24 protein-coding genes are annotated in these 25,560 nt (G+C 48.1%); 8 read left to right on the forward strand and 16 right to left on the reverse strand.

Annotation, left to right across the window (positions count from 1 at the left end):
- Positions 1–11 precede the first annotated feature (11 nt).
- Positions 12–818: a TatD family hydrolase gene (locus EL84_RS01145; protein ID WP_082218787.1), complete on the forward strand. Its 807-nt coding sequence runs from the start codon at positions 12–14 to the stop codon at positions 816–818.
- A 321-nt stretch (positions 819–1,139) separates the two neighbouring features.
- Here EL84_RS01145 and nfsA read toward each other — a convergent pair whose 3' ends face one another.
- From nfsA to EL84_RS01220, 15 genes are all read right to left on the reverse strand, one after another.
- Positions 1,140–1,883 (reverse strand): oxygen-insensitive NADPH nitroreductase, encoded by a 744-nt coding sequence (gene nfsA, locus EL84_RS01150; protein WP_047840375.1) that lies wholly within the window; start codon positions 1,881–1,883, stop codon positions 1,140–1,142.
- Positions 1,876–2,475 carry a TetR family transcriptional regulator gene (locus tag EL84_RS01155; RefSeq protein ID WP_036673159.1) on the reverse strand — a complete coding sequence of 200 codons (600 nt, stop codon included), beginning with the start codon at positions 2,473–2,475 and terminating at the stop codon, positions 1,876–1,878. Before EL84_RS01155 ends, nfsA begins: the two co-directional genes overlap by 8 nt.
- Before the next feature lie 155 nt (positions 2,476–2,630).
- Entirely contained in the window at positions 2,631–3,791 is a 1,161-nt protein-coding gene (locus tag EL84_RS01160; RefSeq protein WP_047840376.1) for a YhgE/Pip domain-containing protein, read from the reverse strand.
- Positions 3,792–4,139: 348 nt separating this feature from the next.
- Entirely contained in the window at positions 4,140–6,617 is a 2,478-nt protein-coding gene (locus EL84_RS01165) for a heavy metal translocating P-type ATPase (RefSeq protein WP_047840472.1), read from the reverse strand.
- Between the two features lie 226 nt (positions 6,618–6,843).
- On the reverse strand, positions 6,844–7,044 hold the full coding sequence (locus EL84_RS01170; protein ID WP_047840377.1) for a copper ion binding protein: 201 nt from the start codon (positions 7,042–7,044) through the stop codon (positions 6,844–6,846).
- A gap of 60 nt (positions 7,045–7,104) precedes the next feature.
- Positions 7,105–7,503, reverse strand: coding sequence for a metal-sensitive transcriptional regulator (locus tag EL84_RS32820; protein WP_017691005.1), 399 nt, complete (start codon positions 7,501–7,503; stop codon positions 7,105–7,107).
- A gap of 123 nt (positions 7,504–7,626) precedes the next feature.
- A complete protein-coding gene (locus tag EL84_RS01180; protein ID WP_047840378.1) occupies positions 7,627–8,115 on the reverse strand; it encodes a GNAT family N-acetyltransferase in 489 nt (162 codons plus the stop codon).
- Between the two features lie 123 nt (positions 8,116–8,238).
- Positions 8,239–8,424: a hypothetical protein gene (locus EL84_RS01185; protein WP_017691007.1), complete on the reverse strand. Its 186-nt coding sequence runs from the start codon at positions 8,422–8,424 to the stop codon at positions 8,239–8,241.
- Positions 8,425–8,555: 131 nt separating this feature from the next.
- The gene (locus tag EL84_RS01190; RefSeq protein ID WP_047840379.1) at positions 8,556–9,167 is read right to left on the reverse strand and encodes a hypothetical protein; all 612 of its coding nucleotides are present in this window, start codon (positions 9,165–9,167) and stop codon (positions 8,556–8,558) included.
- A 207-nt stretch (positions 9,168–9,374) separates the two neighbouring features.
- Positions 9,375–10,133, reverse strand: coding sequence for a nucleoside phosphorylase (locus EL84_RS01195; RefSeq protein WP_047840380.1), 759 nt, complete (start codon positions 10,131–10,133; stop codon positions 9,375–9,377).
- A 1-nt stretch (position 10,134) separates the two neighbouring features.
- The gene (locus EL84_RS01200) at positions 10,135–10,806 is read right to left on the reverse strand and encodes a sulfite oxidase-like oxidoreductase (RefSeq protein WP_017691010.1); all 672 of its coding nucleotides are present in this window, start codon (positions 10,804–10,806) and stop codon (positions 10,135–10,137) included.
- A 47-nt stretch (positions 10,807–10,853) separates the two neighbouring features.
- Positions 10,854–11,777, reverse strand: a complete 924-nt coding sequence (locus EL84_RS01205; protein WP_017691011.1) for an ABC transporter permease — start codon at positions 11,775–11,777, stop codon at positions 10,854–10,856.
- Complete coding sequence (locus EL84_RS01210) at positions 11,761–12,828, reverse strand: ABC transporter permease (protein ID WP_047840381.1); 1,068 nt, start codon at positions 12,826–12,828, stop codon at positions 11,761–11,763. The genes EL84_RS01205 and EL84_RS01210 overlap by 17 nt, the downstream gene beginning before the upstream one ends.
- Positions 12,825–14,324, reverse strand: a complete 1,500-nt coding sequence (locus tag EL84_RS01215) for an ABC transporter ATP-binding protein (protein WP_047840382.1) — start codon at positions 14,322–14,324, stop codon at positions 12,825–12,827. The genes EL84_RS01210 and EL84_RS01215 overlap by 4 nt, the downstream gene beginning before the upstream one ends.
- Positions 14,325–14,524: 200 nt before the next feature.
- Positions 14,525–15,556 carry a BMP family lipoprotein gene (locus EL84_RS01220; RefSeq protein WP_017691014.1) on the reverse strand — a complete coding sequence of 344 codons (1,032 nt, stop codon included), beginning with the start codon at positions 15,554–15,556 and terminating at the stop codon, positions 14,525–14,527.
- Between the two features lie 276 nt (positions 15,557–15,832).
- On the opposite strand from EL84_RS01220, the gene EL84_RS01225 reads away from it, so the two are divergent.
- From EL84_RS01225 to EL84_RS01235, 3 genes are all read left to right on the forward strand, one after another.
- Positions 15,833–17,254, forward strand: a complete 1,422-nt coding sequence (locus tag EL84_RS01225) for a hypothetical protein (RefSeq protein WP_047840383.1) — start codon at positions 15,833–15,835, stop codon at positions 17,252–17,254.
- A 242-nt stretch (positions 17,255–17,496) separates the two neighbouring features.
- A complete protein-coding gene (locus EL84_RS01230) occupies positions 17,497–18,087 on the forward strand; it encodes a DUF5317 domain-containing protein (RefSeq protein WP_047840384.1) in 591 nt (196 codons plus the stop codon).
- A gap of 310 nt (positions 18,088–18,397) precedes the next feature.
- Positions 18,398–20,230, forward strand: a complete 1,833-nt coding sequence (locus EL84_RS01235; protein ID WP_047840385.1) for a diguanylate cyclase — start codon at positions 18,398–18,400, stop codon at positions 20,228–20,230.
- A gap of 133 nt (positions 20,231–20,363) precedes the next feature.
- Here the strand turns inward: EL84_RS01235 and EL84_RS32195 are convergent, their stop codons facing one another.
- Positions 20,364–20,531 carry a hypothetical protein gene (locus EL84_RS32195; protein WP_017691019.1) on the reverse strand — a complete coding sequence of 56 codons (168 nt, stop codon included), beginning with the start codon at positions 20,529–20,531 and terminating at the stop codon, positions 20,364–20,366.
- 305 nt (positions 20,532–20,836) lie between these two features.
- Here EL84_RS32195 and EL84_RS01240 point away from each other — a divergent pair, with 305 nt between their 5' ends.
- From EL84_RS01240 to EL84_RS01255, 4 genes are all read left to right on the forward strand, one after another.
- Positions 20,837–21,667, forward strand: a complete 831-nt coding sequence (locus tag EL84_RS01240; protein WP_047840386.1) for a sensor histidine kinase — start codon at positions 20,837–20,839, stop codon at positions 21,665–21,667.
- A gap of 1 nt (position 21,668) precedes the next feature.
- On the forward strand, positions 21,669–22,325 hold the full coding sequence (locus EL84_RS01245; RefSeq protein WP_036616682.1) for a response regulator: 657 nt from the start codon (positions 21,669–21,671) through the stop codon (positions 22,323–22,325).
- A 208-nt stretch (positions 22,326–22,533) separates the two neighbouring features.
- Complete coding sequence (locus EL84_RS01250) at positions 22,534–24,249, forward strand: copper resistance CopC/CopD family protein (RefSeq protein WP_053061341.1); 1,716 nt, start codon at positions 22,534–22,536, stop codon at positions 24,247–24,249.
- A 324-nt stretch (positions 24,250–24,573) separates the two neighbouring features.
- Positions 24,574–25,335 carry a YcnI family protein gene (locus EL84_RS01255; protein WP_047840387.1) on the forward strand — a complete coding sequence of 254 codons (762 nt, stop codon included), beginning with the start codon at positions 24,574–24,576 and terminating at the stop codon, positions 25,333–25,335.
- Positions 25,336–25,560 lie beyond the last annotated feature (225 nt).

The raw sequence follows: 25,560 nt of genomic DNA on the forward strand, positions 1-25,560 counted from the left end.
GGAATTCCCTCGTGCATTCTCAAGCTTTTGCACCATTAATTGATGCTCATATTCACTTCGATCAGTATACCCCTGACAAACAACGCGAGATGCTGCTATCGTTTCCGTCTCAGCAGGTCGAAGCAGTCATTGCCGTGTCCATGAATCTCGCTTCTGCCAAGACCAATCTGGAGCTTGCAAAACAACATCCACGTAACATCTATCCGGCCTTCGGTTTCCATCCGGAACAGGAACTGCCGTCCATTGCAGAAATGGACCTCTTCTTCCAATGGATCGAGAAGCATATGGGACAAGCCACAGCCATAGGAGAAGTTGGCCTTCCCTATTACAATCGTCAGGAAGCGGAGCAGGCAGGGCAACGCTTCGATCAGAGCGGGTACATTGAACTGCTTGAACGTTTCATCCAACTTGCCAAAAAGCATAACAAACCACTTGTCCTTCATGCGGTATACGATGATGCGGATATCGTCTGTGATTTGCTGGAGCAATATCAGTTCCGACGTGCTCATTTCCACTGGTTCAAAGGTTCTCGCCAAACCGTAAGGCGCATGGCGGACAACGGTTATTTCATTTCCTTCACGCCGGATATTCGGTATGAAGAAGAGATTCGTGAACTCGCCCGGCAATATCCATCAGAACAAGTGATGGCCGAGACCGACGGACCGTGGCCCTTCGAAGGACCATTTCAGGGACGAATGACACACCCGGCCATGACCAGACAGGTCATCCAGGCATGGAGCGAAATCACTGGCATGGGAACCGAGCGGGCCGCCCGGCTCTTTTATCAGAACACAAAGCGTTTCTATGGCTTAACTTGAGTACAATCAGGTAACAGCAAGTACTATCGCTTGTCCTGCCAGCACAACACAAAGAAGCCAGTCGGCTTCGCCCCGACTGACTTCTAGTCTACTATTATATATCAGTTGAACTAAATTTTTACACAGGAACGTAGAGGACAGAAATAACCTGAGGAAGCAGAGCGGTCGCCTAAAAGCTTTCTGAAAGAAAGCTACTTCGGAAGCATACGCTATCACCAGATTTTCACCTTCACAAAAATTGGATCAAAAAATCTGGGGATAACAGCGATCGGAAGGTTGTTCTGTCATCGGAGTGGCAAGTGTAACTACCTTCAGTTCAACTTAACGCTTCAAGAATCCTTTGCCTTCCAGGAACGGTCTCACTTGCAACCGTGTCGGCTCAGTCAGGCGCTTCGCCATCAGTTCGGACCATGGAGTCGTTCTTTCACCATTAGTCCGTTCTTTCATGTACGCCGTCGTTGTCTCATCATACTGCTCAACACCTTTGATGCTCTGCTCGGCATTATAACGATTACGATGCAGAACTGCATTAAGTGGCAGACGCGGGCGAATTCCCGTTTCCTGATCTGCAACACCAATACACATGCCATACACCGGATATACCCCTTCCGGCAATTCCAACAGCTCAGCAACTTCCTCAATCCGGGTACGAAGCCCGCCAATATATACGATTCCGAACCCTAGTGACTCCGCTGCAAGAGCGGCGTTCTGGGAAGCCAGTGCAGCATCAATTGTGGCTACCATGAAATTCTCGGTTGAATCGGCATACGATTCCTTCTCAGGAAGATGACGTTTCGCAGCATCACTCAGCCGATACAGATCAGCACACCATACAAGAAACACCGGACATTCATTGACATAGGCCTGGTTGCCTGCCAATTCAGCCAGCTTGGCCTTTTGCGCTAAGTCAGTCACAGCAATTACGGTATAGGCTTGCACACTACTTGAAGAGGAAGCCATCTGCCCTGCAGATACAATGGCTGCAAGCTGCTCATCACTTACCGGGTCTGGCTTGAATTTGCGTACAGAGCGGTGTTTCATCATCAAATCAATGGTTTCATTCATGGTGGTTCACTCCCAATCCTCGTAGTACGAACTCAATTGTCTGCTCAGCAAGCTCGTCTGTATTCATATCCTGATAATCAAAGCCAAATCGTGAATTCTTGGCCCGTTTGTGCGCCAAAGCCACACCCATAACCTGAAGCATCGCATAAGATACGGACTCGACCTGGAACAATCCCTGGTCTTTTCCTTCTTGCAACAGTTCCCTCACTCGGGTCCATACAGGGTCTAGAAAACGAAATACAGTAGCTGTGCGATGTGTACGCAGTGTAATTTCAAGCTGCACAATATCGCTCATCTCCCGATCCGTCATCGTGAACTTCACAACTTCACCAATAATTCGTCGGATACCTTCCACAGGCGAGGACATGGACTCTTCAGCCAGCGCGTTCATCATATGCCCAGGGAAGAAATGCTCAAATAACGCTTCGAACACCTTTTCTTTGCCGCCAAAATGATAAGACACCAGCGACACATTGGCACCTGCCTCATCACATATTTGGCGAACACTCGTCCCGTCATACCCCTGCTGTGCAAAAAGCTTCTTGGCTGCAAGCAATATCCTCGTTTTGATATCCAACTCCGGTTCAGTCATTCCGTCCCGCTCCCTCTTGTCCGTTCATCTTATTCGCTCCAGCTCAAGGACTGCAGCCAGCGAATCATCTGTCTATTATATTACACCAAGCACCCCGATGAAAATCATCGGGGTGCTTGTCCTATCCTATAAAGCAATGGTATACATCTGCTGTATTAGTTGTTTGCTTGAGCAGGGCTTGGAGCCATAGCTGGCATGCGTTGTTTTTTCAACAACGTCACAACGAGTGACAACGCAACTGCAACCAACAGCACAATCACGATAGAGCCCGCAGCAGACTGAACTCCTGGGCCTCCCAACTGTACGCTCAGAATACCCTGAACGGCGTATGTTGCAGGCAGGTACTGCCCAATGCCGCTATAGAAGCTGTTCAGTAATTCACGCGGTACCATTGCACCGGAGGATACCAGTTGCAAGGACAGTGAGATGATGTTGAACAGACTTCCTGCAGGTCCGAAGCAGATCAGGAAGAACTGGGAGAAGAACATGAACGTGCACAGGAAGAGCGCCTGGAACAACCAGAATGCAACAAATCCTTGTGCAATCTGTCCTCCCAGTGCCACGATCAATGATGATCCCAGCAAGGAAACAACCAATGCAGAACCCACGTTAATGACTACTCTCGCGCCAAACAAAGTCAAGCGGGAATAGGTAGATGACAGCATACCCATGGCTGTCTGGAGGTTCATCCCCATGATCATGGCACCTACATAGGAAGCCAGTACCATCATCATTGGCACCATCTGATTATTCATCCCATTAACCGGGTTGATGGACGTTGTTGTTCCTTCCACTCGGGTAGCCAGGTTTGTAGCGGCTTCAGCAGCCTGATCGGCAGGCGCACCTGAAGCGGTTAACACCGTCTGTACTCCTTGTGCTGTAGCTTGTTTGTTAATCGTGTTTGTCACACTTTGTGATACACCTTGCATCATGCTTTTAATCGTAACCGGGTTCGCTTCATTAATGGTGTATTTAATCTCGGCGGTTGAGCCAGCCGTCTGAAGCAATTCGTTAAACCCAGCCGGGATATCCAGCACCATGTGTACTTGGTGATGATTCAGCTGGTCCAACGCTTCAGCCGCGCTTAGATTGGATACGGTATGGAAAGGCAGTGTTCCTGCGAGCGAATCCGCGATTCCTTTGGACATTTCTCCGTCCTCGTTCACAATCGCAACCGTCAATTCTTTCGTACGGTCATTTACTCCAGAATATGCGGTCATCCAGATCACGCTAAAGATCACTTGGAACATAAGTGCTGTTACGATCCCTACAATCACTGGCGGTTTTTTAAACAATGTACGTAAAGCCTGTAACATAAAAGGTGTCCTCCATTACTCAAATAGTTCTAATTTGATTTAAACAGTTGTTTGAATCAAACGATCGTTTAAATTTTATGTGAATATGTCCATATTGTCAACTCATTTTTGAAAAATTCAGAAAACGTAAGCTTTATTCATGAATACAATTGATCCATTTTCACAAAAGAGCATTATGCTATCCTTTTCCCGAAGAAAAGAGCATCTATACCAACGATTCAGGCTTACTTTCTGGCGACTCAACTGTATTTTTCTCAACAAAAAACACGGACCGCTGCAGCGAACCGTGCATTTAAATCCTCACTTTATTACAATGAGGCGTTGAATATATCACCAAACAAAGGTCGGTCAGTCATTTCTCTTCAGCTTCATGCGTTGCAGACGTAGGGAATTCAGGACAACCGATACGGAGCTGAACGCCATCGCCGCCCCTGCCAGCCATGGAGCCAAGAAGCCAACTGCCGCAATAGGAATACCAATAACGTTGTAACCGAGTGCCCAGAACAGGTTTTGTTTGATGTTACCCATCGTGCGCCGGCTCATCTCAATGGCATCTGCAATGCTGTTCAGATCACCACGCATCAACGTAATATCCGCCGCTTCCATCGCTACATCCGTTCCTTTTCCGATGGCCATTCCAATATCAGCAGTAGCAAGTGCCGGAGCATCATTAATGCCATCACCTACCATGGCAACTTTCAGACCACTCTCCTGAAGTTTCTTCACTTCCGCAGCCTTGCCTTCCGGCAGAACCTCAGCCAGAACTTTACCGATCCCTGCCTGTTCTGCTACAGCACGAGCTGTTCGCTCATTGTCTCCCGTGATCATGATGACATCGATCCCCATCGCCTGAAGTCGACCAATGGCTTCACGAGAGGTATCCTTGATGGTGTCAGCCACAGCCACAATCCCTGCCCACTGACCATCTACCGCTACCAGCATCGCTGTACGTCCTTGTTCCTCCAGACGGTTCATCTGCTGAACGGTTTCCTCAGAGATATTCACCTGTGCATCTGCAAGCAAACGCCGCGTGCCGACCAGAATTTCTTGCCCTTTTGCTGAAGCTCGCACGCCGTATCCCGGTATGTTCTCGAACTTCTCTGTTGGGGTTAACTCCAAACCCTTGGCACGAATACCTGCAACAATCGCCTCTGCCAGCGGATGCTCGGAACTCTGCTCGGCCGCTCCTACACGCTCAAGCAGATCGGATTCCGTCCAATTCGGAGCCGTGATAACATCAGTAAGGACCGGTTTACCTTGGGTTACTGTACCTGTTTTGTCGAGCACCACGGTCTGAATCTGTTGTGCCGACTCCAGATGTTCGCCCCCCTTGAACAGAATGCCATATTCAGCCGCACGTCCTGATCCAGCCATGACAGAGGTAGGCGTTGCCAGCCCCAGTGCACATGGACAGGCAATGACAAGCACGGCAATCGCTTTTTCAAGGGAACCAGCGAAGTCACCCGGACTTGCAAACAGATACCAGATCAGGAATGTCAACGCGGCAATACCCACGACAATGGGAACAAATATGCCTGAAATGACATCTGCAATCCGCTGGATCGGTGCTTTGGAGCCCTGAGCTTGCTCGACTACTTTAATGATCTGGGACAAAGCCGTGTCCGACCCCACTCGGGTCGCACGTAGTCGTAATACCCCGTTTTTGTTCAGCGTAGCACCTGTAACGGGATCTCCCGGCTTTTTATCCACGGGAAGGCTCTCTCCACTTAGCATGGATTCATCCACAGAGGATTGCCCTTCTTCAACGATACCATCCACCGGGATGCTGTCCCCCGGCTTCACCAGAACCAAGTCACCCACCGCAACATATGCGGCAGGAACCATCACTTCCTGTCCATCCCGGATGACACGGGCTTCACGTGGAGCCAGTTCAATCAGGCTTTTGATCGCCTGTGAAGAGCGACCTTTCGCCACAGCTTCGAACCATTTTCCCAGTAAAATTAACGTAATCAGAATTGCACTTGTCTCATAATAGAGTTCTACCGAAGGCATGGCGGCTGTACTCGTTCCCATTGCACCATGATCCATGGTTGCAGAAGGTAAGTACCCACTGGATAACGTCAGATACAGACTATAGAAAAACGCTGCGCTGGTACCCAGTGCGACGAGGACGTCCATATTGGCGCTACGGTTGCGCAGTGCTTTGTATGCTCCCACATAGAACTGCCACCCAATCACGAACTGTACTGGCGTTGCCAGAATCAGCTGGAACCAAGGGTTCATGAACAGATCTGGGACATAGATTCCGGATGTGAACGAGAAATGCCCCACCATTGCCCACAGCAAAGGAATCGATAACAAAGCAGATATCATCCATTTCCACTTTTTGCGTTGCAGCTCACGTTCACGAACCGATGTGGTCTCTTCTTGCGTCAATTGCAATTCAGCACCGTAGCCCATCTGCTTGATCTTGGCGGTAATATCCGAAGGTTTCAATGCACCAGCGGCATATTCGATATGCCCTGTTTCCAGCGCCAGATTCACATTCGCCTGAGATACCCCCGGTAGTCGGGAAAGTCCTTTTTCAATCCGGGCAGAACAGGCAGCACACGTCATACCCGTAATGTTCAGATCAACCGATTCGGACACCGTACCGTAGCCCAATGCTTCCACCTTATCTCGCAAGGCATTCACGTTGGTTGTCTTCGGATCATAAGATACGGTTGCCTGTTCGATGGCAAGGTTCACATTGGCCTGATGCACCCCTTCCATGTGAGACAAGCCCTTCTCCACTCGTGTCGAACATGCAGCACAGGTCATCCCCGTGATGTGCAGTGTTGCCTTCAGTCCTGGTGCTTCTGCCATAGGTGGTATTGGGATTGGTTCGGATGATCTATCCATTGGTTTATTCGTTGAGTTATCCATCATGTCAGCTCCTTTCATGTCAATTCAATTTATTGCATGTGGCATCCAACATACCCCCAAGGGGTATATATAAGACAGAAAATTAGGCTTAAACCTGACTCTTGGAAAAAGGTACTCTGACCTCTTTTTCACCCATGAGCATGTTCGGTTTAAGCCTGTGATGCAGTTAGACTACATCATATCCCTGATCTTCAATCGCAGCTTTGATCTGATCCACGTTCACTTTCTGCTCATCATATTCCACGGCTACTGTTCCCGCTGCCAGATCAACCTTACCACTCGCACCGGTATTCTTCACAGCTTCTTCAACCGACTTCACACAGTGATTGCACGACATTCCCGTAACGTTCAATGTAATATTAGACATTCTAAATTCCTCCTTGGGGTATATTAAAATGATAAAATTAATTAGGTGAATTGATTCAGCTTACTTCATTAACTTCCGCATCGTAACCAGCAGTTCATCCACAACCTCATGTTCACCAGCCTGAATACGCTCAACGATACAGCTCTTCATATGGCCTTCAAGCAAAAGTTTGCCTACTGAATTAAGAGCAGACTGAGCCGCCGCAATCTGCGTCAGCACATCATCACAGTACGTATCCTTCTCGATCAATCCCTTGATCCCGCGAATCTGACCTTCCACACGGTTCAAACGAGAAACCAGGTTACTCTTCATCTCCTGCGAATGGTGACTCTTGCGCACATGCTTCCCATCACTGCCCTCGGCATGACAGGATACTGCTTCTTGGACTGTTGCCAAAGCTTCCGTTGAATCTGACTTGGAGGATTGCAAAGGTTCCTCGGGATGGCTCTGATGATCCATCATGAACACCCCTTTTCTTTCGTTCTTTTCTAAGAGTAACATACCCCATGGGGGTATTCAAGAGTATTCTGATATTTTGTTAAAAATGGATGAATTCTTCCTAATTAAATAGAGCGATGCATCTTACAAGGTATACTCCATCCTGCTGCTGCGGACGACCAGACCCATCTGTTCATAGAAAGTCTGTGCCCCAGAGTTAAACGTTGACACGGATAATTCCACGCTGTCTGCCTGAAGCTCTCTCCCTAACTCGATGAATGCTTGTAGTAACTGTTTACCTGTTCCTTGGCCCCGATGTTTGTTATCCACTACAAGTTCATGGATGTACAACATCTTGCGATCCACCATCAATGGGTTATCCTGAATTACACTTAACTGCGCACTCCCGTAACCCAGAATCAAGCCCGTTTCGGAAGACTCGGCAACATATAGGTAACGCTTGTCCGTTTCCAGCAGTTCGATGAACTCCTTTTTCTCCATTCTAGTCTCCAACGCTCTGTATAGATCCGGCCGCGCCTCGACATGCATCTGGTGCAGCTCATCCATCAACAATGACACGCCAGAGTAGTCCCTCATTTCTGCCTTTCTGATGTTAATCTTACCCGTACTCATCCTCATCACTCTTTCATCTACTGAATTTTACATTATTATACAACCAAAAAGCAGATACCATAAGGGTACCTGCTTCGCTAAATTTATCTTCATTCCATCAAGCCCATATGATTCTCATGTTGTTTATTTTTTCGAAGAAGCATTTCCTTCATTAAAAGCAACAGGTGATGGCTTCGCCGCCCATTCGTCCGCCTGCGGCTCAATGTCTACTCCGCTCAAAATCTTCTTTTTCTCCATCAAGGAATCCCCGTCTTCATCCAGCTTGTTGCGAATTTCCGCCTCGTCCTGAGGTTGATTGTTCTGTGTCATCGTAGAATCCTCCCTTTTTTCGTATTCATGTTGATGTTCCTTTATATAACGTGCCCACTTTCTGCATTATCATTCTCTTCGAGGGACAGGCCGTCCCCAAGTTAAGCTAAATCCATCTCTAAACCCTTCCGTTAATCGAAATCAACCTGTTTATCCAAAATGATTTCCTCTACTTTGTATTCCATCTCTGGTATTGAGGGAATCAAGGAGAATCGAACGTTTTCCAGAGAAGAAGGAAGGGCAGGAACCACTCGGAAACTAATTTGCGTCTCCCCACCTCCTCCACGACTGCCATGTCTCATGGTGATATATCTCTGTTCGCTGAATATTTCCAGAGCCAAATGTGGAACCATTTGTATACGCTCAGCTTCATTCCCCTTATATTGAATCTCCACATAAACGAGGCTTTCACCTTCATATTGCATCGAATGCGTGATCATATACTCACACGAATCTTTAATCATTTTTTTCATAATCGGCACTACACTCGTCAATTGAAGAGGTTCACTTGGAAAGTAGTGTCTTTGCGGCATCGGTTGCACGCTACGGAGAACATATCGGATATCTTCCTCCCTCATATCCAGTAAGCTCACCCATTCATCGATGGTATTTTGAGGAGGTTGGTATTGGACTGCTCCGGTTAAGTCCTTTCTGGCTGCAACCAGTTTCAAAAGTTGCTCATCAATCCGCTGTACCTCATCGCTGTATTCATTAGAAATTTCACGCAATTCACTCCAGCCCATATTTAATCACTCTCCTAATTTAATGACATGCCATGCAAATACAATTCGCTACTGTACCTGCATCCCCCTCTTAAAAAGGAAAGGACGCCCCCTGGGTCATATTCATGACCTTACGGGACGCCCTTTTTATATTGTCCACCTCAAATGGACATCATCTATTGTTTTGGTTGTAACAATGAGCAAAAATGTATACTTGCCTTAACCAACCTATACCTGATCCTGGCGAGCAAGCGCGGCTAGCGCACGTAGCGCTGCATTAATCTCGCGCTCCACCGCTTGTCCCACCGCATCCGTATGCGGATCATACTCGGCTGCCAGATCACTGTCCGCGAATCCATCGATCGCGACAATGGCTCCGGCGCGAGCGCCACGCAAGGTGCTGACGATGTAGAGCGCCGCAATTTCCATCTCGGCTGCAAGTGCTCCAGCCTGCTTGTATTTGCGGTGTGGAATCTCTTCCACGCCTGCAAAGAATGCATCCAGTGTTACGGTAATACCAACGCCCACTTTGCCTGCAAAGGTTGCAGCATCCGCGCTTTCTTGCTCACGAGCAGCTTCGATCAACGCTTGAGTCAACCCAATGTCCGCTACCGCCGGGAAACCATCCGGTACCAGTTGGCGAGTCAACCCGTCTGTACGAACAGCGGCTGTACTCACAATCACACTGCCTGCCGGATAATCAGCTGTATACGATCCCGCTGTACCTACACGAATCAGAGTTGTTACACCCGCCCGAATCAATTCCTCGAAACACACAGCTGCTCCAGGTGAACCTACACCATGACTGACCACAGCGATCTGCACCCCTTCATACAATCCAACAAATGTACGATACTCCCGACTGAACGCCAGTTCTCTCGCCTGCTCCAGCTTACGAGAAATCTTCTCCGCACGTGCCGGATCACCACAGACGATGGCGTATGCAGGCATGTCTTCCGAATGAATCTGCAAAATAGGCATCAACATATCAATCAAACTCCTTCTTCGTCCACTCGTCTTCCGGAATCGGCAGATCTTCACCCGAGAAGCGTTGTTCCTTGAACGGATCGGCAAAATGGTGGAAACCATTCACTTCCCAGAATCCGTTACGGTCTTCTGTCATAAACTCCAGACCACGTATCCACTTGGCACTCTTCCAGAAGTAAAGTTGTGGCACAACCATACGCAGTGGAAAACCATGCTTGGGTGTTAGTGGCTCACCGTTATATTTGAATGCAAGCAGTACATCATCATGCATCAATTCTTCAAGCGGTACGTTTGTCTCATAATCATGATCCGCATGAATCATGACGTATTTTGCCTCCGGCTTAACCCCCAGAAGTTTCACAAAATCGGAGAAGCGAATACCTTCCCACGGCGTATCGAATTTCGACCAACGGGTAACACAGTGAATATCACTCACCGTGTTCACCTGTGGCATCGCCTGCAACTCAGCTAAGGAGAACACCTTCTCCTCTTCTACTTCACCGAATACCTTCAGGTCCCATGTGGACAGGTCATATTCCGGCACTTCCCCTTCATGCAGAATCGGGAATTTCTCCGTCAGCATCTGTCCTGGCGGCAGCCGATCTCCGTGATCGTTACCTGTTTTGGGTGCCGGGGTTTTACTTTTTTTCAAACGTTCAGCCTTGTTATGCAAGTGGAATTCCTCCTTCTTTTACTGTCTCTAACATAGACATTCAGGAATTAACGCGAGCTTCCGCCCGCTTTCAGTGCATCCTGTGCATAGGTACGGTCTTTGAAAAAGAACATCGCGACCAGCGTCACAATATACGGCAGCATCAACGTGAAATGCGTTGGCAGGGAGAATCCTTGCAGACGAATACTCAATGCTTCCATGAAGCCAAACAGCACACTGGAGCCCATCACGCCCAGCGGATTCGCTTGCCCTAACATCGTTGCCACCAGCGCTATAAAACCACGACCAGCAGTCATGCCTTCGGTAAACATCGTCACCTGACCAAGCGACAACTGTGCTCCAGCCAGAGCGCACAACACACCGCACATCAGAACGGCACCATACTGGATGCCACGTACCTTGATCCCGATGCTCTGTGCTGCAATCGGGTTCTCACCGACGGAGCGCAGGCGGAAGCCGGATACACTTTTGAACAGATAAAATTGTAGTGCAATCACGAGCACAATACCGAGGTAAACCAGCGGACTATGTCCCGATATTACATCGCCGACCCACGGAATGTCCTTAATCAGCGGAATATCCCACTTGGGAAGTCCCACCATGTCTTTGTCGTAGTATGCACCTTTTACATCAAAAATCGCACGCAATGCAAAGGTCGTCACCCCCGCAGCCAGGAAGTTGAGCGAGATCCCGACCACGATGGCATTGGCCTTCAGATTAATGCTTATAAAGGCAAAGAGCGCCGAGAATAACATCACAATTATAATGGAAAAGAGTACCGCCAGCAGCACATTGCCAAACAGATAATTACCGACAATAGCGGAGAACGCACCGATCAGAACCAGTCCTTCAAGACCCACGTTAAACAGACCGACACGAGAACATAAAGCCCCACCGAGCGCTGCAAGCAGGATTGGAGTCATAATCCGCAAGGTTGAGCCAAACATGGCTGCATCAAACAGTTGTTGCATTGGACTTTTTCTCCTTTCTCCGCTTCAGGAATGAATAACCGATCTGAGCTGATACAAATAACGTCAATACCGCCTGGATGACACTGCCGACTTCCAGCGGCACATCCGTATTCCGTTCCATCCCCATGGCACCTGTCTGTAACGCAGCCAGCAAAATAGCTGCTACAGCTGTACCGAGTGGATGCGAGCGGGCAAGCAACGTGGCCATAATGCCGCTCCATGCGTAACTTGCCGATGACAATGAGCCATCAAGGAAACGGTACTGTGTACCGAGCACTTCCCCCGCACCCGCGAGTCCAGCAAGTCCACCACTGATGACCATGGACAGCATCATCATGCGAATGCGGCGAACACCACCGTAGGTTGCAAAGGACGGGTTGCTGCCGAGCATGCGGATCTCGTAACCAGTCACCGTTTTATGCGTGAACCAGTAGATCAGAATGGCCGCTACAATGGCAATAATGAAGCCTGCATGCAGCCCCATGCCCTGGAACAACTTCGGCAACCAGATACTCTGGTCAATCATGGGTGTCTGAGCCATTGCTGCAGATCCTGTGCGGTCCTTAAATGGATAGGAGACCATGTAGCCCCCGAAATAAATGGCAATATAGTTAAGTAGTAAGGTTGTGATCAATAAGTTCATCCCGAAGCGTGCATCCAGCCAGCCTGCAAACAGGGACCAGATTCCCCCGGCAATAATACCTGCCACAATCGCAGCAATACACACAAACCAGCCTGGTCCTGGCAGATAGAGCGCCGTGAGCGCGGCACTAAGCCCGCCAAGAATCATCTGGCCTTCGGCTCCCATATTGAAAAATCCGGCACGGAATGCCAATGCTACGCCAAGCCCCGCCAAGATGATTGGTGTGGAACGAGCCAACGTATTGGTGAAGAAGTAGAAGTTGCCGAAGGCTCCTTTCCACATCTCCGCATACGTATCTACCACATCACCGCCAACGATCAGAATCGCTACAGCCCCTGCAATCAGACCGATGAATACGGCAAGCAGCGGCTGTACGAGTCCGCGAAGTGTTTCTTTTACCCGATTCATATCCGCTCTTTCCCTCCTGCCATTAACAAGCTGATCTGTTCCTCAGTCGCTTCTTCTGCTCTCAGTTCTCCGGCAATTTCGCCTTCATACATGACAATAATCCGATCAGATAATTGCAAAATCTCCGACAACTCCGATGAAATGAGCAGAATGCCAACGCCCTCACTGCGTTTGCGCAGCAATTCGGCATGGATCGTCTCCATCGCTCCGATATCCACACCACGAGTCGGTTCGGCTGCAATCAGAAACGGTGTATCTTGTGCAAATTCACGGGCAGCAATCAACTTCTGCAAGTTTCCTCCAGACAGAAACTGTGCCTTGGTCTCCGCAGAACCCGTCTTGATGCTAAACTGTTTGATCCAGCTCTCTACCATCGTTTTTGCTGCTTTGGCTTTGATGATGCCCCGTGACTGCAAGCGATGATGGTGTCCCATTAGCCCGTTCTCGCGAACGCTCGCATCCTTGGCCGCTCCCCACATGTAGCGATCTTCCGGAATATGAGCAAGTCCATGCTCCCTTATTCGCCGTACAGGCCAGTTGGTTGTATCCTGCCCGGAGAGCACAACGCGACCACTATCCGCCTTACGCAGTCCGGCAATGACCTGAATCAGTTCCGACTGGCCGTTACCCGAGATACCCGCTATACCAACGACCTCACCTTTTCGAACTTCCATATGGATCTCCTTGAGCGCCGAACGATCCTTCGCTCCGGACAGATTAACCCCTTCCACTTGAAGCACGGCTTCGGCTGGAACCGATGGCTGCTTGTCCATACGCACAAGTTCACGACCAACCATCAGACGGGACAATTCCTCCACATGTGTATCCTTCGCTTCCAACGTACCTGTCACCTGACCATCCCTAAGCACCGTGATCCGGTCGGCTACATCCATGACTTCTTGCAACTTGTGCGTGATCAGTACAAAGGTTTTGCCCAGCTTGGCGAGCGATTTCATGTTCGCCAGCAGTTCCTTCACTTCAAGCGGTGTCAGTACCGCCGAAGGTTCATCCAATATAATGATGTCTGCGCCCTGATGCAGCACCTTAAGAATTTCAACACGCTGCTGCATGCCAAGCGGGCACTCGGACACTTTTTTCCACGGGTCAACCGGCATGCCATATTGTCTGCCCAACTCATTTACCTGGGCTGCTGCCTTTTTGCGATCAAATGCGCCTGCCTTAGCCGGTTCACGTCCGATCACGATGTTCTCCGCCACCGTAAAGGAAGGGAACAGCATGAAATGCTGGTGCACCATGCCGATGCCACTTGCCATCGCCTGGGACGGCGTAGCAAAGCTTACCTCACGTCCACGGACTTTGATTGTGCCTGACGTGGGCTGTTCCATACCGTACAGCATACGCATCAAGGTTGTTTTACCGGCCCCGTTCTCACCAACAAGGGCATGAATCTCTCCCTCACGCAAATTAAAACGGATGTCCCGGTTAGCGGTGAAGCCACCGTACTTCTTCGTAATCTGCTCCATCTCCAACAGCATATCTCGCGTTCGCTCCCCTCAGTTCAACTTAAAAAGGTTACACTCGCCACTACGATGACAGAATAACCTTCCGATCGCCGTTATCGTGTAAACGATAAGTTGAACATATACTGGTCATTTAATAGCAGCAAAACCGGCTGCCTGATCGGGCAGCCGGCTGATCATTTCCATCACTCATTCATTGAAAAGAACATTCGAAACTATTGTTGCAATGGATCTTTGACTACGATTTTGCCGGATACGATATCATCCTTGATTGCTTTAACCTTGTCGATCACTTCTTGTCCGACAAAAGCATTCAATGGAGATTCACTATCACGTGTAACGTACGTCAGGCCTACACCGTCTTCTTTCAAACCGTAGTTAACAGCGCCTGCTTTGAAGTTGCCTTCTACAAAATCTTTCACAGTCTCATAAGCAACCGTATCGGTTGACTTCAATTGAGACAATACGATATGTTCCGGGTCTTCAACAGTACGGTCCGTATCCTGACCGGAAGTATAGAAGCCTTTTTCTTTTGCTGCTTCGAACACACCAAGATCACCTACAGCGGATGCGCCAGCGATGAAGTCAGCGCCTTTGCCGAATTGTACCAACGCCAATTCTTTTGCTTTGGCTGGGTCGTTAAATCCACCTACATAGTTCACGAGGAATTCTGCATCCGGATTCACGGATTCCAATCCAGCTTTGAAACCTTCCGTATATTTCTTGATCAATGGTACATCCATTGCTGCGATCATGCCGACTTTGTCTGTTTTGGTGGACAATCCAGCAGCTGCACCGAGCAGGTACGCCCCTTCATATTCACGGAAACCAACGCTACGAACGTTTGGAAGATCAACGGTTGTATCTACAATCGCAAAGGACTTGTCCGGATTCTCTGCTGCAACTTTCTTCAATGCATCTTCTGCCTGGAAAGTTGCTGTAATAATCAGATCATAATTCTCGGCAACCGCAGCACGCAGATTTTGTTCAAATGCTGCCGGGTCTGTCGATTCAATCGTCTTGGTATCTACTTTGAATTCTTCGCCTGCTTTTTTGAAACCTTCATCCATCTGTACAAAGAAAGGGTTAACCCCTATTTTTTCGGGAAGTACGAGGGCCATCCGAAGAGATTTCTCCGAATCACTGCCTTGGGCGGATTGTTCGTCTTTGGAAGCCGAATTCCCACAAGCTGCCAACAAAATAGCCAACATGATGATCGATAAGACGAACGATAAACCTCTTTTCATTTTGAAAATACCCCTTTTCAACATTCTTTTTTCTTATCCTAGCGGATACTGTCGATCCTTGTCAATAAATCTTTGAGCGTATACACTCAAATAGAATATAATTGACAATTCGCTTTCTACCAAGCTTTGGAAACCGTTCTGTATCAAGCTTTTTTTCGTTGACATCCAGCGCGTCTCCGTGCTAAAGTCAATCCAATTATTATATTCTGATAGGAATTGTCAGAATTATAACCCAAAGCTAATTATTTTCCAACCCATTTTAAGGAGGCTATTCATTTGAAAAAAATCACCCAGATCACGTTGGCAGCCCTACTCGCCGCTCCGGTAACACTCGGCAGCCTTAGCTTGCCCGCTTCTGCTTCTGCAGCATCTGCAACTCCGGCTAAACCAACCACCTCACAAAGTGTCAAAGGACCGGTAGCTCAGGCGCCAGTTGCTTACACGGAAAGCGCAGCGGATTTTGCTCAATTCTTGCAAGCGAAATACAACATTCAATTGCCGCAACAGATTACCAAAGGTGATTTCATTCAAGCCATTGCAGCCATCACGGAAGCAACTCAAGCAAGTGACAGTGAAGCTAACGCTCCTGTCTTTACCGATCTGTCTTCTGGTGATTCTTCATATGATGCTGCCGTATCCTTATACAATAATGGGGTTCTTACGGGTACAGAAGTACGTGCCAAGGATCAACTGAGCACTTATGCCGCCGTCTTCATCGCGGTGAAAGCAGCCGGATTCAAGGAACTCGCTTATACATATCCCACAGAGAAAACGGCCAAAGCACTTGCCAAAGTTGGCATTAAACCAAACCGTGTTCAGGGACAAGCCGCACAGGAGCTGGCTGCTGCGATCGATACAGGCCTGATTCCTGAAAGCCTATACCCCGCTCTCCTTAAGGGTGGCGTAGCAAGTAAAGATTTCGCTGATACTTTGCTTGGACGCGTATTGGTCAGTCAAGGGAAATACAAACATGAGATTGGGCGTTCCGGCGATGCGGACATCTATTCCAAACTGTATGCTGCATATCGCACAGCGGATCTGATCGAATCACCTGAGCTGAGAAAGATTGTGGATCAGGCCCTGCGAGATGATCTCGTAACAGGTTATAATCTGAAGGATAGCCGCTTTGATTCCAACTTTATCGATGAACTGACACTTACTTACGGCCACGATAATATTCAACATGCTGTACAGTTGGTTGGTTTGTTGCGTAGCGAAGGTATTGATGCTGATGTGCAATTCCAACCCAAGACATCTGCCTTCATTTATTTGAAGGAATGGGGCGAGCCGAAGGAAACGCCTGATTATAAGGTGACACAGATCGATAACGGTAACTATATTGCTTCTGCGAAGGAATATGATATTCAGTTCGAGTTCAACAATGTGTCAGATAAAGTCCGCTTAAACGACATTGTGCTGAAATATGCCAAAAAGAACAGCGACAGTACATCTCCACTGATTCTCAGCTCCTGGTGGCAACCGCTGTATTATTCACCAACCGCATTGGCGAACTACCCTGTCATTTCCAATAATAAGATCGCGCTTGGCAATTACTATGCTCAGTCCTTCTCTCTGAAAGAAAATGCCAAATCCATTCGGGAAGGTTTCCTGAAGCTGGCACCTGATGCGGACATTACGACGTATGACTTCTGGGTGGACCAGCCTTTCTTCAACTATCTGAACGGTGGATCTGAATAAAATAAGTTCCGTCTTCAACCGAATTAAAGCTCGTATTTTGGCACCATAAGCAGCCGTCCTTACCGAATTTTACAGGGGTTTCGACCCCTAGATTCGTAAAGGCGGTTTTTTGTTCAGCATTTTCCAAATTTCTTCAACAAAATCATTTTTCTCATGCAGGAATTACCAATATAAGGTCGAATCCTTTATGTACACAAACACGCAATCATATTGCATATCTCCGCACGAACAGGAGTTACTCCATGGTATATGACGGTATTCTACTAGGCTTGATCGTTGGATTTTTTCGGGGCGGCTCGCGGCATGGGCTCAACCAGTTTGCAGCACTCAAGCTGCGAAGTGGCTGGATTTTCCCTGTATTGTTGCTAATCCAGTTCTTTATTTTCTATCTCCAGGAACGATTCGAATGGGTGGCATCCATTAATGGATATCTCTTTGCTGCCGTCTACATTACAGGGCTCGCTTTCCTGTGGCTCAACAGACACCATACCGGTTTCATGCTCATCTGGATTGGGGTATTTCTCAATTTTGCCGTTATGGCTGTAAACGGTGGGCGCATGCCTGTTTCTGTGGAAGCCTCCGCTGTACTGGGACCCTACTATGTAGACATGCTCCGGGAAGGCGGCGCCGTATCAAAGCATTTTATGATGGATGCATCTACAAATCTGCCTTTTCTCGGTGATATCATCCCACTCTCCAGCCCTTATCCACGGACTCAGGTCATCAGTATCGGTGATGTGGTCATGAATATTGGCATATTCCTTTTTATTCAATACATGATGGTGAATCGGGACAAAAAGGCTGTGCAACCTGCTAAAACTCATCAGGCTTGAAGAAAACAGGTAGACTCCAAGGAAGGGAGGTCTTCTCCATGAAAAAATTTGAAGGTGTGAAATATTCCCGCATTGTCATCAACGCAATCATCGTGGCTTCTGTCGTTGTAGCGTTAACTTCGGGATACAAGCTGGGCGGCTAGTATCCATACCACCCAACAAGACAAACAGGCTGCCAGCGGCCTGTTTTTTCTGTCTGGATTTTTGGCAGGCAACTTGGTATGTTATACATCTATATAGTATATCCCTATAGAAGAACACCAACTATATACACATCAAGATTAGACTAAACTCAAGCAGGAGATTTTTTATGAACTTTATTCGTAACCTTATCCATAAGGCAGATCGAAGCAGTATGTATGTTATTTTGCTTAGTTGTACCGGGATCGGTGTTTTTCTATACATGAACAAGTGGTCTTACCTTCATCTAACCACGGCGGATTGGGTTATGGTCTACACCATGCTGGGTGCGGCGTTAATTCTGGATTATTTCACGTTCCAGATTCCACCCAAAGGCAATCAGCAATCCATGGATTCATCGGTATACCTTGCCTGTATATTCATGTTTGGCGGAGCTTTCAGTTTATCCGTACTGCTTCCTGTCTCCATCATCCTGTTAATCAAAGAGCGCAAGCTAACCTGGTGGAAACACATTGTTAATTTCAGCATCTACAGTCTCATGATTACGGGAGCAGCTGCCGTGTTTGAGTGGACTGGCGGGCAATCGGGAACTCTGGACGGCTATAACCTGATTCCTTATTTTGCAGCGCTCGCAGCCTACTTCATCATCAACACGATCACACTTGGCTTATTCTTTCATTTCTCAACAAAGGATGCATTACAGCAGATGAAGCGGGCATTCGTTACCGAATCCCTGCTGGTTTATCTGTGTACGCTGATTCTGGCGCTGGTCCTGACAATTCTGGTTGTGCACAATGGCGTACTTGGCCTGTTGTTGTATCTAAGTCTTAGCATTCTGCTCTCCCATGCATTCAGGCAGTTGTTCGTGATGTATCAGACGATTGAGGAAAAGGCCAACACGGATCAACGTACGGGTCTGTTCAACCATAGTTATTTCGAAAGCATGTTAGAAAGCGAACTGACTAACGCTCGAACGCAGGGAACCCCGCTCTGTCTGGGGCTTATTGATATCGATGATTTCAAAAAGTATAACGATCGGTTTGGCCACCTTCAAGGTGACAGTCTGCTAGCCCTGCTGGGGGATTTTCTAATGCGAAAGACGGAAGGCACACCTGTTACCGCCTTTCGTTATGGAGGAGAAGAGTTCACTTTGCTCATGCCAGGCATGGAGTTGGACGAATCCTACAGGTTCATGAACAAGCTGCGTAAACAACTGAACGACACGCCGTTTGAAGGCGTTGAAGTGTTTCCACACGGTTGTCTCTCCTTCTCTGCTGGCGTCGCACCCTATCAGGTGGATATGTATAACAAATCCCAGCTTGTGGATCAGGCGGATAAAGCACTATATTATGCGAAGAAACAGGGCAAAAACAACGTGCACCGCCACGGCAGCAATGATGGCATGGAACACGAGATTGATCTGGTACAGGACGTTCGTGACATCGAACAGCAGCTCAATCTGTTCAGATACAAAGATATGGATACGTTTAAACATTCCAAACGGGTCTACAAATATGCACTGGATATCAGTGAATTGCTCGCACTGGACAATGCGGAGAAACGTCGCTTCGTGCTGGGAGCACTGATTCATGACATCGGAAAACTGGAGATTCCTTGGTCCATTCTGAACAAAAAGGACAAGCTCACCGCAGAAGAATGGGAAACGATCAAAGGACATGTCACCTGGGGCAAAAAAATGGTGATCACGAACGATCGCTTCGCCGATCTGATTCCGTATATTGAACTTCACCACGAGCGCTATGATGGCAAAGGCTATCCTTACGGCCTGAAGGGTAACGAGATTCCCCGGCTCTGCCGAATGCTGACCGTGATTGACTCCTTTGATGCCATGACGACAGAGAGGCCGTATCAGGAAACCAAGAACATGGAAGAAGCCATTCGGGAGCTACGCTCATGTTCGGGTTCACAGTTCGATCCGGAGCTTGCCGAGTTGTTCATTCAATATATTGAGAAAAGAACCGCTCAGCAACAGTTGCAGTAAAATAAACAGAACTTCTTCTATAAGCCCAGAAAAAGTAAAAGCGCTATCCCCGGTCTGATCGGAGATAGCGCCATTTTCATTTTCATGGAATGAATCGTACACCAGACAACTTCATTCTCGTGCAGATTCTACATTAAGATTTGGTATTCAGCTCATGTGAGGTCTGATGCAGCTCTTTAATCATCTGCTGCAAAAACATGTTGTCTTGGCGACTGATACCGTGCTGATTGTCTTGAACAAGCATCTGATGAATGTTCTTTTTGAGCAATTCACTGCGACGTTCCAATACTTCTTGACTCATGTTGTTGCTTCACTCCTTAACATGTTTTGTAATGAATTCACGTTCTATATTAAGTATAGAGGACCTTCTCCGATAGGGAAAACGGACTCAGCCTTCCTCAGCTGGACACACCAACCCTCACCTAGCGTGACAACATTTCACCCCTTGTCATTCTTAGATATCCTTCTAAATACTCCCTGATCCTCCCCAGCTTTCTCCAAAGACACAGACTAGGGTCTTGGACAAGCTTGCGTTATAATGGTCCCATCCCTGTATAAATAAAGTACCTAAATAAGCTAATCCTAGATCAAAGGAGTTCTGCATTCATGTCCTATAAACAAATTAAATGGATGATTCTGCTGATCCCCACATTCACGGTTGGCATCTGGGAATACATTCGCCATCAGTTTCTGATGCCGTACCTTTCGATGGATGCTGGAAACTGGTTAACACCCGTCATCGTTTACCTCGTCAGCGTGACACTGCTCAGCCGACTGTTCCACATGCTCGAAGGTGCCAGGGCTGCTCTGGAGCAGGAACGTGCAGCAAAAGCAGCGCTGGAAGCTCGTGACCAATTGGCACGGGAACTTCACGACGGCATATCTCAGTCTCTTTTCCTGCTGTCAGTGAAGACCGATAAAGCAGGCCGTAGTCTGGCAGGGAGCGGACATGAGCATGAGATCCAGGAGATTCAAAAAACCGTGCATGAAGTCAATACATATGTAAGGCAAGCTATTGCCCAGTTGCGTTTTGTTCCCTCCTCTACGGTAACGTCAGAAATTATTTCACTGCATGCGCAGGTCGAAGTGCTCGTCAAGGAAACGGTACCTGGTGCACAGATTCATTGGGACCTCAGGGGTGTAACGTTCTCTGCCAAGGAACAAGTGGAACTGCTCGCCTGTATCCGGGAGGGACTACTGAATGTACGCAAACATGCGCAGGCTACCCGCGTTCAGGTTCATGCGGAAGGTAACCCAATTGCCTGGTTCATTTATATTCAGGATAATGGGAATGGACTAAGTGGAGATCCTATTCATCTGAAGGATCGGTACGGACTGCGAATTACGAAGGAGCGTGCTGCCGAGATGGGTTGGTCTTTTACCCTCGATTCAAGACCGGGGCATACACGAATGACGATAGGAAAGGAGCATACTTAATATGGAACATGTACGTGTATTGGTTGTTGATGATCATGCGCATGCGCGTGAAGCGATCTGTAGCATTTTATCCGAGGACAGCCTGTTTGAAGTGATAGGTACAGCTTCGAATGGACAGGAAGCGCTGGAGCTCACCGGACAATGGATGCCTGACCTGATCCTGATGGACGTGCAGATGCCGGGCATGGATGGGCTGGAAGCTACCCGTCAGATCAAGCTGCGATTCCCTTATGTTATCGTTGTTATGGTCACCGTATCGGATGATGTGACGTTTCTGTTCGAAGCACTGAAACAAGGCGCTCAAGGCTATTTGCTCAAAAATCTAACACCTTCCACCTGGCTTGAATACCTGCGCGCCATCGTCAGTGACGATGCACCGCTCAGTAAGGAACTGGCCTACCGGATTTTGCAGGAGTTCCCCGCACCACGCAGTGAAGATGTGCAAGATAACCCGCTAACGGCGCGGGAGCTTGAGATTCTGCAATGGGTATCCGCGGGATATACCAATCGGGAGATTGCCGATCAACTCGGTATTTCAGACCAGACGGTGAAGAATCATCTCAAAAACATTTTGCAGAAGCTCCAGCTTGAAAACCGGGTACAACTCACCCGCTACGCACTAGAGAGCGGGCTTGCAGGACGTAAACTTCGCAAATAAACATTGTTAATTCGGAGTCAATGATGCTTCCGACATAGGTGAGAAATGACATAGCATTCATGCTTTTGTCACAATTATGTAGACCAAATCGTTTTTTTATAGCCCAATGTAGTCATACGCAGTCATTTTGGACAAAGTTATAATGGGTTAGATTGTGTTTAAAGGACCATGAATGACTACAAATCTATAACCTGAGGGTGATGATTTTTTGATTTTTACACGCTTTACCCTGAAATGGGGCAAACGGCACTGGGCATTGGTCACCTGTCTGTTGCTCGTATGTTGCCTTGTTATGCCACAGTGGGCATCTGCCCATGCTTATATTGTTAAGGCTTCGCCAGGAGAAAATGAGATCCTCGTAGCTGCTCCGGAGCGGCTGACGCTGGAGTTCAACGAATCCTTGCAGACGGCCTTTTATGATATCAAAATTACCGGACCTGACGGCAATCAGGCAGACGATGGAAATGTAAAGATTGATGTGGATCGCCCTCATATTCTGGAGACTGGCCTGCAGGCTGGACTCGGGAACGGGACTTATGCCGTTAACTGGAAAGCTGTATCTGCCGATGGGCACCCGATTCAAGGGGCATATGTTTTTCATATCGGTGAACCATCCGGTTCTCCTGCCGGACTGAGTGATCTTACATCCGGTTCCGGTTCAACAGGCGGGCCGCTGAAATGGATTGTATCCCTGACAGACTGGATTCAGTATCTCGGATTGTCTGTCATTCTGGGGACACTTGCATTCTTGCTGCTGCGAATTGCACCGACATCCATGACAAGAGAACCTATGGACGTTCCGGGTAGCTACAGATTGTTATGGATCAGTTATGCTGCTGCTTCCTTCGCCGCTCTGGTCAGCCTGCCATTGAATACGTTATATGAATCTGGTGTGGCTCTGGGTGAACTAAGCTGGGGATTGATCGGAAGTGCGCTCAAGCTGACATCCTTTGGTCAGATCTGGATGTTACAGATACTCATTGTAATGCTGCTGGCCGTCACGATTCTCTCCGGATATGATCGCGATCGATCCATCCGTGCTCGCATCTGGTCTTCTTACGGATCACTCGTGCTCGTGCTTGGATGGCTGTTCACGCATGCCATGACGGGACATCCGGCTGCGGCGGATCAACGTGCGCTGGCGATTGCCATGGATTTCATACATCTAATTGGTGCTGCTTTCTGGATTGGCGCACTAACCGCCATGGCGATATGTCTGCCTCCACTGGCGGATAAGCTGCCATCGAAGGTGCGAGGAGAAGTCTACTGGGTTGCTATTCGCAGGTTTACCGCCTGGGGGATTGGCGCCGTAGCCGCTCTGGTTGCTACAGGGATATACAGCAGTCTGATTATTTTACCAGCACCTGTGCTGACTTCCTTGTTCACTACAGCTTATGGCCTTGTCCTGATCGGCAAGATCGTCCTGCTTATTGTGATGCTTGTCTTCGCGTGGCGTCATGCCAGATTAGCAAGAGCAGCAACGGGAAGCAGATTATCCGGCAGCCTGAAAGCCGAACTTGCCACTGGTGCTGTGATTCTCGCTCTTGCTGCCGTACTGACACACCTGTCTCCAGGACAACCCGCTGCGGTCGGTCCGTATCAGGAGACAAAAACTACAGAAGACGGCTCGGCGATCACACTTCAGGTGAGTCCCAATGTAACGGGAGAGAACCAATTCGAAGTCGATGTGAAACGTGCAGACGGTAGCATCGTTAACGATCTGGAACAGATCACACTGTCACTCACACATCTGGACATGGATATGGGGATCTATGAGATTACCATTCCGAAAAATGACACCGGTGTGTACAAGGCTGAAGATTACATCTCCATGCCTGGACGTTGGAATATCAAGGTACATCTCCTGACCAAAACGTTGGATGCACTGGATGCCGAATTTGAGATCGACACCGCCAAGCCATAGTTACACAACGTTTATATTGAAAAGTGACCCAATCTAAAATTAGTGTTTCTACAAACTGCAAATGTAGTGAAGGGAATGAAATTGATTCTGGAGAAGCGAAGCGTTCGCCTTTATCACCAGATTTCCCCTTTAAGAAAAGGGAATCAAAAAATCTGGGGATAACAGCGATTGGAAGGTTATTCTGTCATCGAAGTAGCAAGTGTAACCTGCTTTTAATCACTCGAAAGACCATTCGTAACCGAAACGGCCTTTGCAGAACGTAGACACTCATTTAAGAAAATGGGCCGCATCATATATGATAAGAACTGAGAGGGGTTATTTATTTTGAAGAAAACATCATGGATTTCCAAACTAACATCCACTATCGCAACAGGTACCGCAGCATTCATGTTATTCGCCGGATTCGCTAGCGCTCACGTTACCGTTAGCCCATCCGTTGCACAGACAAGTGCATGGCAGACGTACACCATTAAGATTCCATCCGAGAAAGAACTGCCTACAACCAAAATCACCATGAAAGTTCCGGAAGGTGTTGCATTCAAGCAATATCAACCACTGGCAGGCTGGAAAATCACCACAGAGAAGAACGATTCCAATGAAGTAACATCAATTACGTGGGAGATTGACGGCGATAACGAAGGCATTCTGGCAGGGCAATTCCAGCAGTTCAACTTCGTTGCACAGAACCCTAAGGCGGAAGCTGAAGTAGCTTGGGATGCCTTCCAATACTACAGTGATGGTAGCATCGTAGAATGGACAGGCCAACCAAGTGACGCCAACCCGCACAGTATCACGACGATTAGTGAAGATCCGGCTGCTGCTGATAATGCTGCGGCAGGTGGAGGACATGATAGTGCAGGTACAGAAGGAGCCACTGGGGATAATGCAGCTACCGACGATAGCAAAGCAAACGATGACACCACGCTGGGCGATGCACTCAATGACACCGTTACAGGTGAACCAAACAACACGGATACAGACCCGGGTACGCTGAAGCTTCAACAAGCAACATTGATCGTATCCATTCTGGCCCTGATCCTGTCCTTCTTGGGGATTGCGTTGGCTACACGTCGCAAAAAACGTTAAGAACTAACTTATAGTTTTACGAAAACCTGAGAAAAATTCAGATAACAAAAAGCCTATGGCATACCGGATCAAACCCGATATGCCGTAGGCTTTTTAGCTATCATCATTTTGATTGGCTACCCATGTTCTTTACAATCCGTGGTTAAGGCACTAATCATGCCGCTCCACGGCCACACCCTTATCCACGCTGATTACCATCCGCAATATGGCATCAGCCTTACCACT

The sequence above is a fragment of the Paenibacillus sp. VT-400 genome (assembly GCF_001029205.1).
Classification (GTDB): domain Bacteria; phylum Bacillota; class Bacilli; order Paenibacillales; family Paenibacillaceae; genus Paenibacillus; species Paenibacillus amylolyticus.

Bases quoted from the DNA above. Each gene is read 5' to 3' on its own strand.
- EL84_RS01235 (WP_047840385.1), top strand. From the start codon at position 18,398: ATGAACTTTATTCGTAACCTTATCCATAAGGCAGATCGAAGCAGTATG.
- EL84_RS01205 (WP_017691011.1), bottom strand. From the start codon at position 11,777: ATGCAACAACTGTTTGATGCAGCCATGTTTGGCTCAACCTTGCGGATT.
- EL84_RS01245 (WP_036616682.1), top strand. From the start codon at position 21,669: ATGGAACATGTACGTGTATTGGTTGTTGATGATCATGCGCATGCGCGT.
- EL84_RS01230 (WP_047840384.1), top strand. From the start codon at position 17,497: ATGGTATATGACGGTATTCTACTAGGCTTGATCGTTGGATTTTTTCGG.
- EL84_RS01170 (WP_047840377.1), bottom strand. From the start codon at position 7,044: ATGTCTAATATTACATTGAACGTTACGGGAATGTCGTGCAATCACTGT.
- EL84_RS01165 (WP_047840472.1), bottom strand. From the start codon at position 6,617: ATGGCAGAAGCACCAGGACTGAAGGCAACACTGCACATCACGGGGATG.
- EL84_RS32820 (WP_017691005.1), bottom strand. From the start codon at position 7,503: ATGGATCATCAGAGCCATCCCGAGGAACCTTTGCAATCCTCCAAGTCA.
- EL84_RS01195 (WP_047840380.1), bottom strand. From the start codon at position 10,133: ATGTTGATGCCTATTTTGCAGATTCATTCGGAAGACATGCCTGCATAC.
- EL84_RS01210 (WP_047840381.1), bottom strand. From the start codon at position 12,828: ATGAATCGGGTAAAAGAAACACTTCGCGGACTCGTACAGCCGCTGCTT.
- EL84_RS01240 (WP_047840386.1), top strand. From the start codon at position 20,837: ATGTCCTATAAACAAATTAAATGGATGATTCTGCTGATCCCCACATTC.
- EL84_RS01160 (WP_047840376.1), bottom strand. From the start codon at position 3,791: ATGTTACAGGCTTTACGTACATTGTTTAAAAAACCGCCAGTGATTGTA.
- EL84_RS01155 (WP_036673159.1), bottom strand. From the start codon at position 2,475: ATGACTGAACCGGAGTTGGATATCAAAACGAGGATATTGCTTGCAGCC.
- EL84_RS01220 (WP_017691014.1), bottom strand. From the start codon at position 15,556: ATGAAAAGAGGTTTATCGTTCGTCTTATCGATCATCATGTTGGCTATT.
- EL84_RS01215 (WP_047840382.1), bottom strand. From the start codon at position 14,324: ATGCTGTTGGAGATGGAGCAGATTACGAAGAAGTACGGTGGCTTCACC.
- EL84_RS01185 (WP_017691007.1), bottom strand. From the start codon at position 8,424: ATGACACAGAACAATCAACCTCAGGACGAGGCGGAAATTCGCAACAAG.
- EL84_RS01190 (WP_047840379.1), bottom strand. From the start codon at position 9,167: ATGGGCTGGAGTGAATTGCGTGAAATTTCTAATGAATACAGCGATGAG.
- nfsA (WP_047840375.1), bottom strand. From the start codon at position 1,883: ATGAATGAAACCATTGATTTGATGATGAAACACCGCTCTGTACGCAAA.
- EL84_RS32195 (WP_017691019.1), bottom strand. From the start codon at position 20,531: ATGAGTCAAGAAGTATTGGAACGTCGCAGTGAATTGCTCAAAAAGAAC.
- EL84_RS01180 (WP_047840378.1), bottom strand. From the start codon at position 8,115: ATGAGTACGGGTAAGATTAACATCAGAAAGGCAGAAATGAGGGACTAC.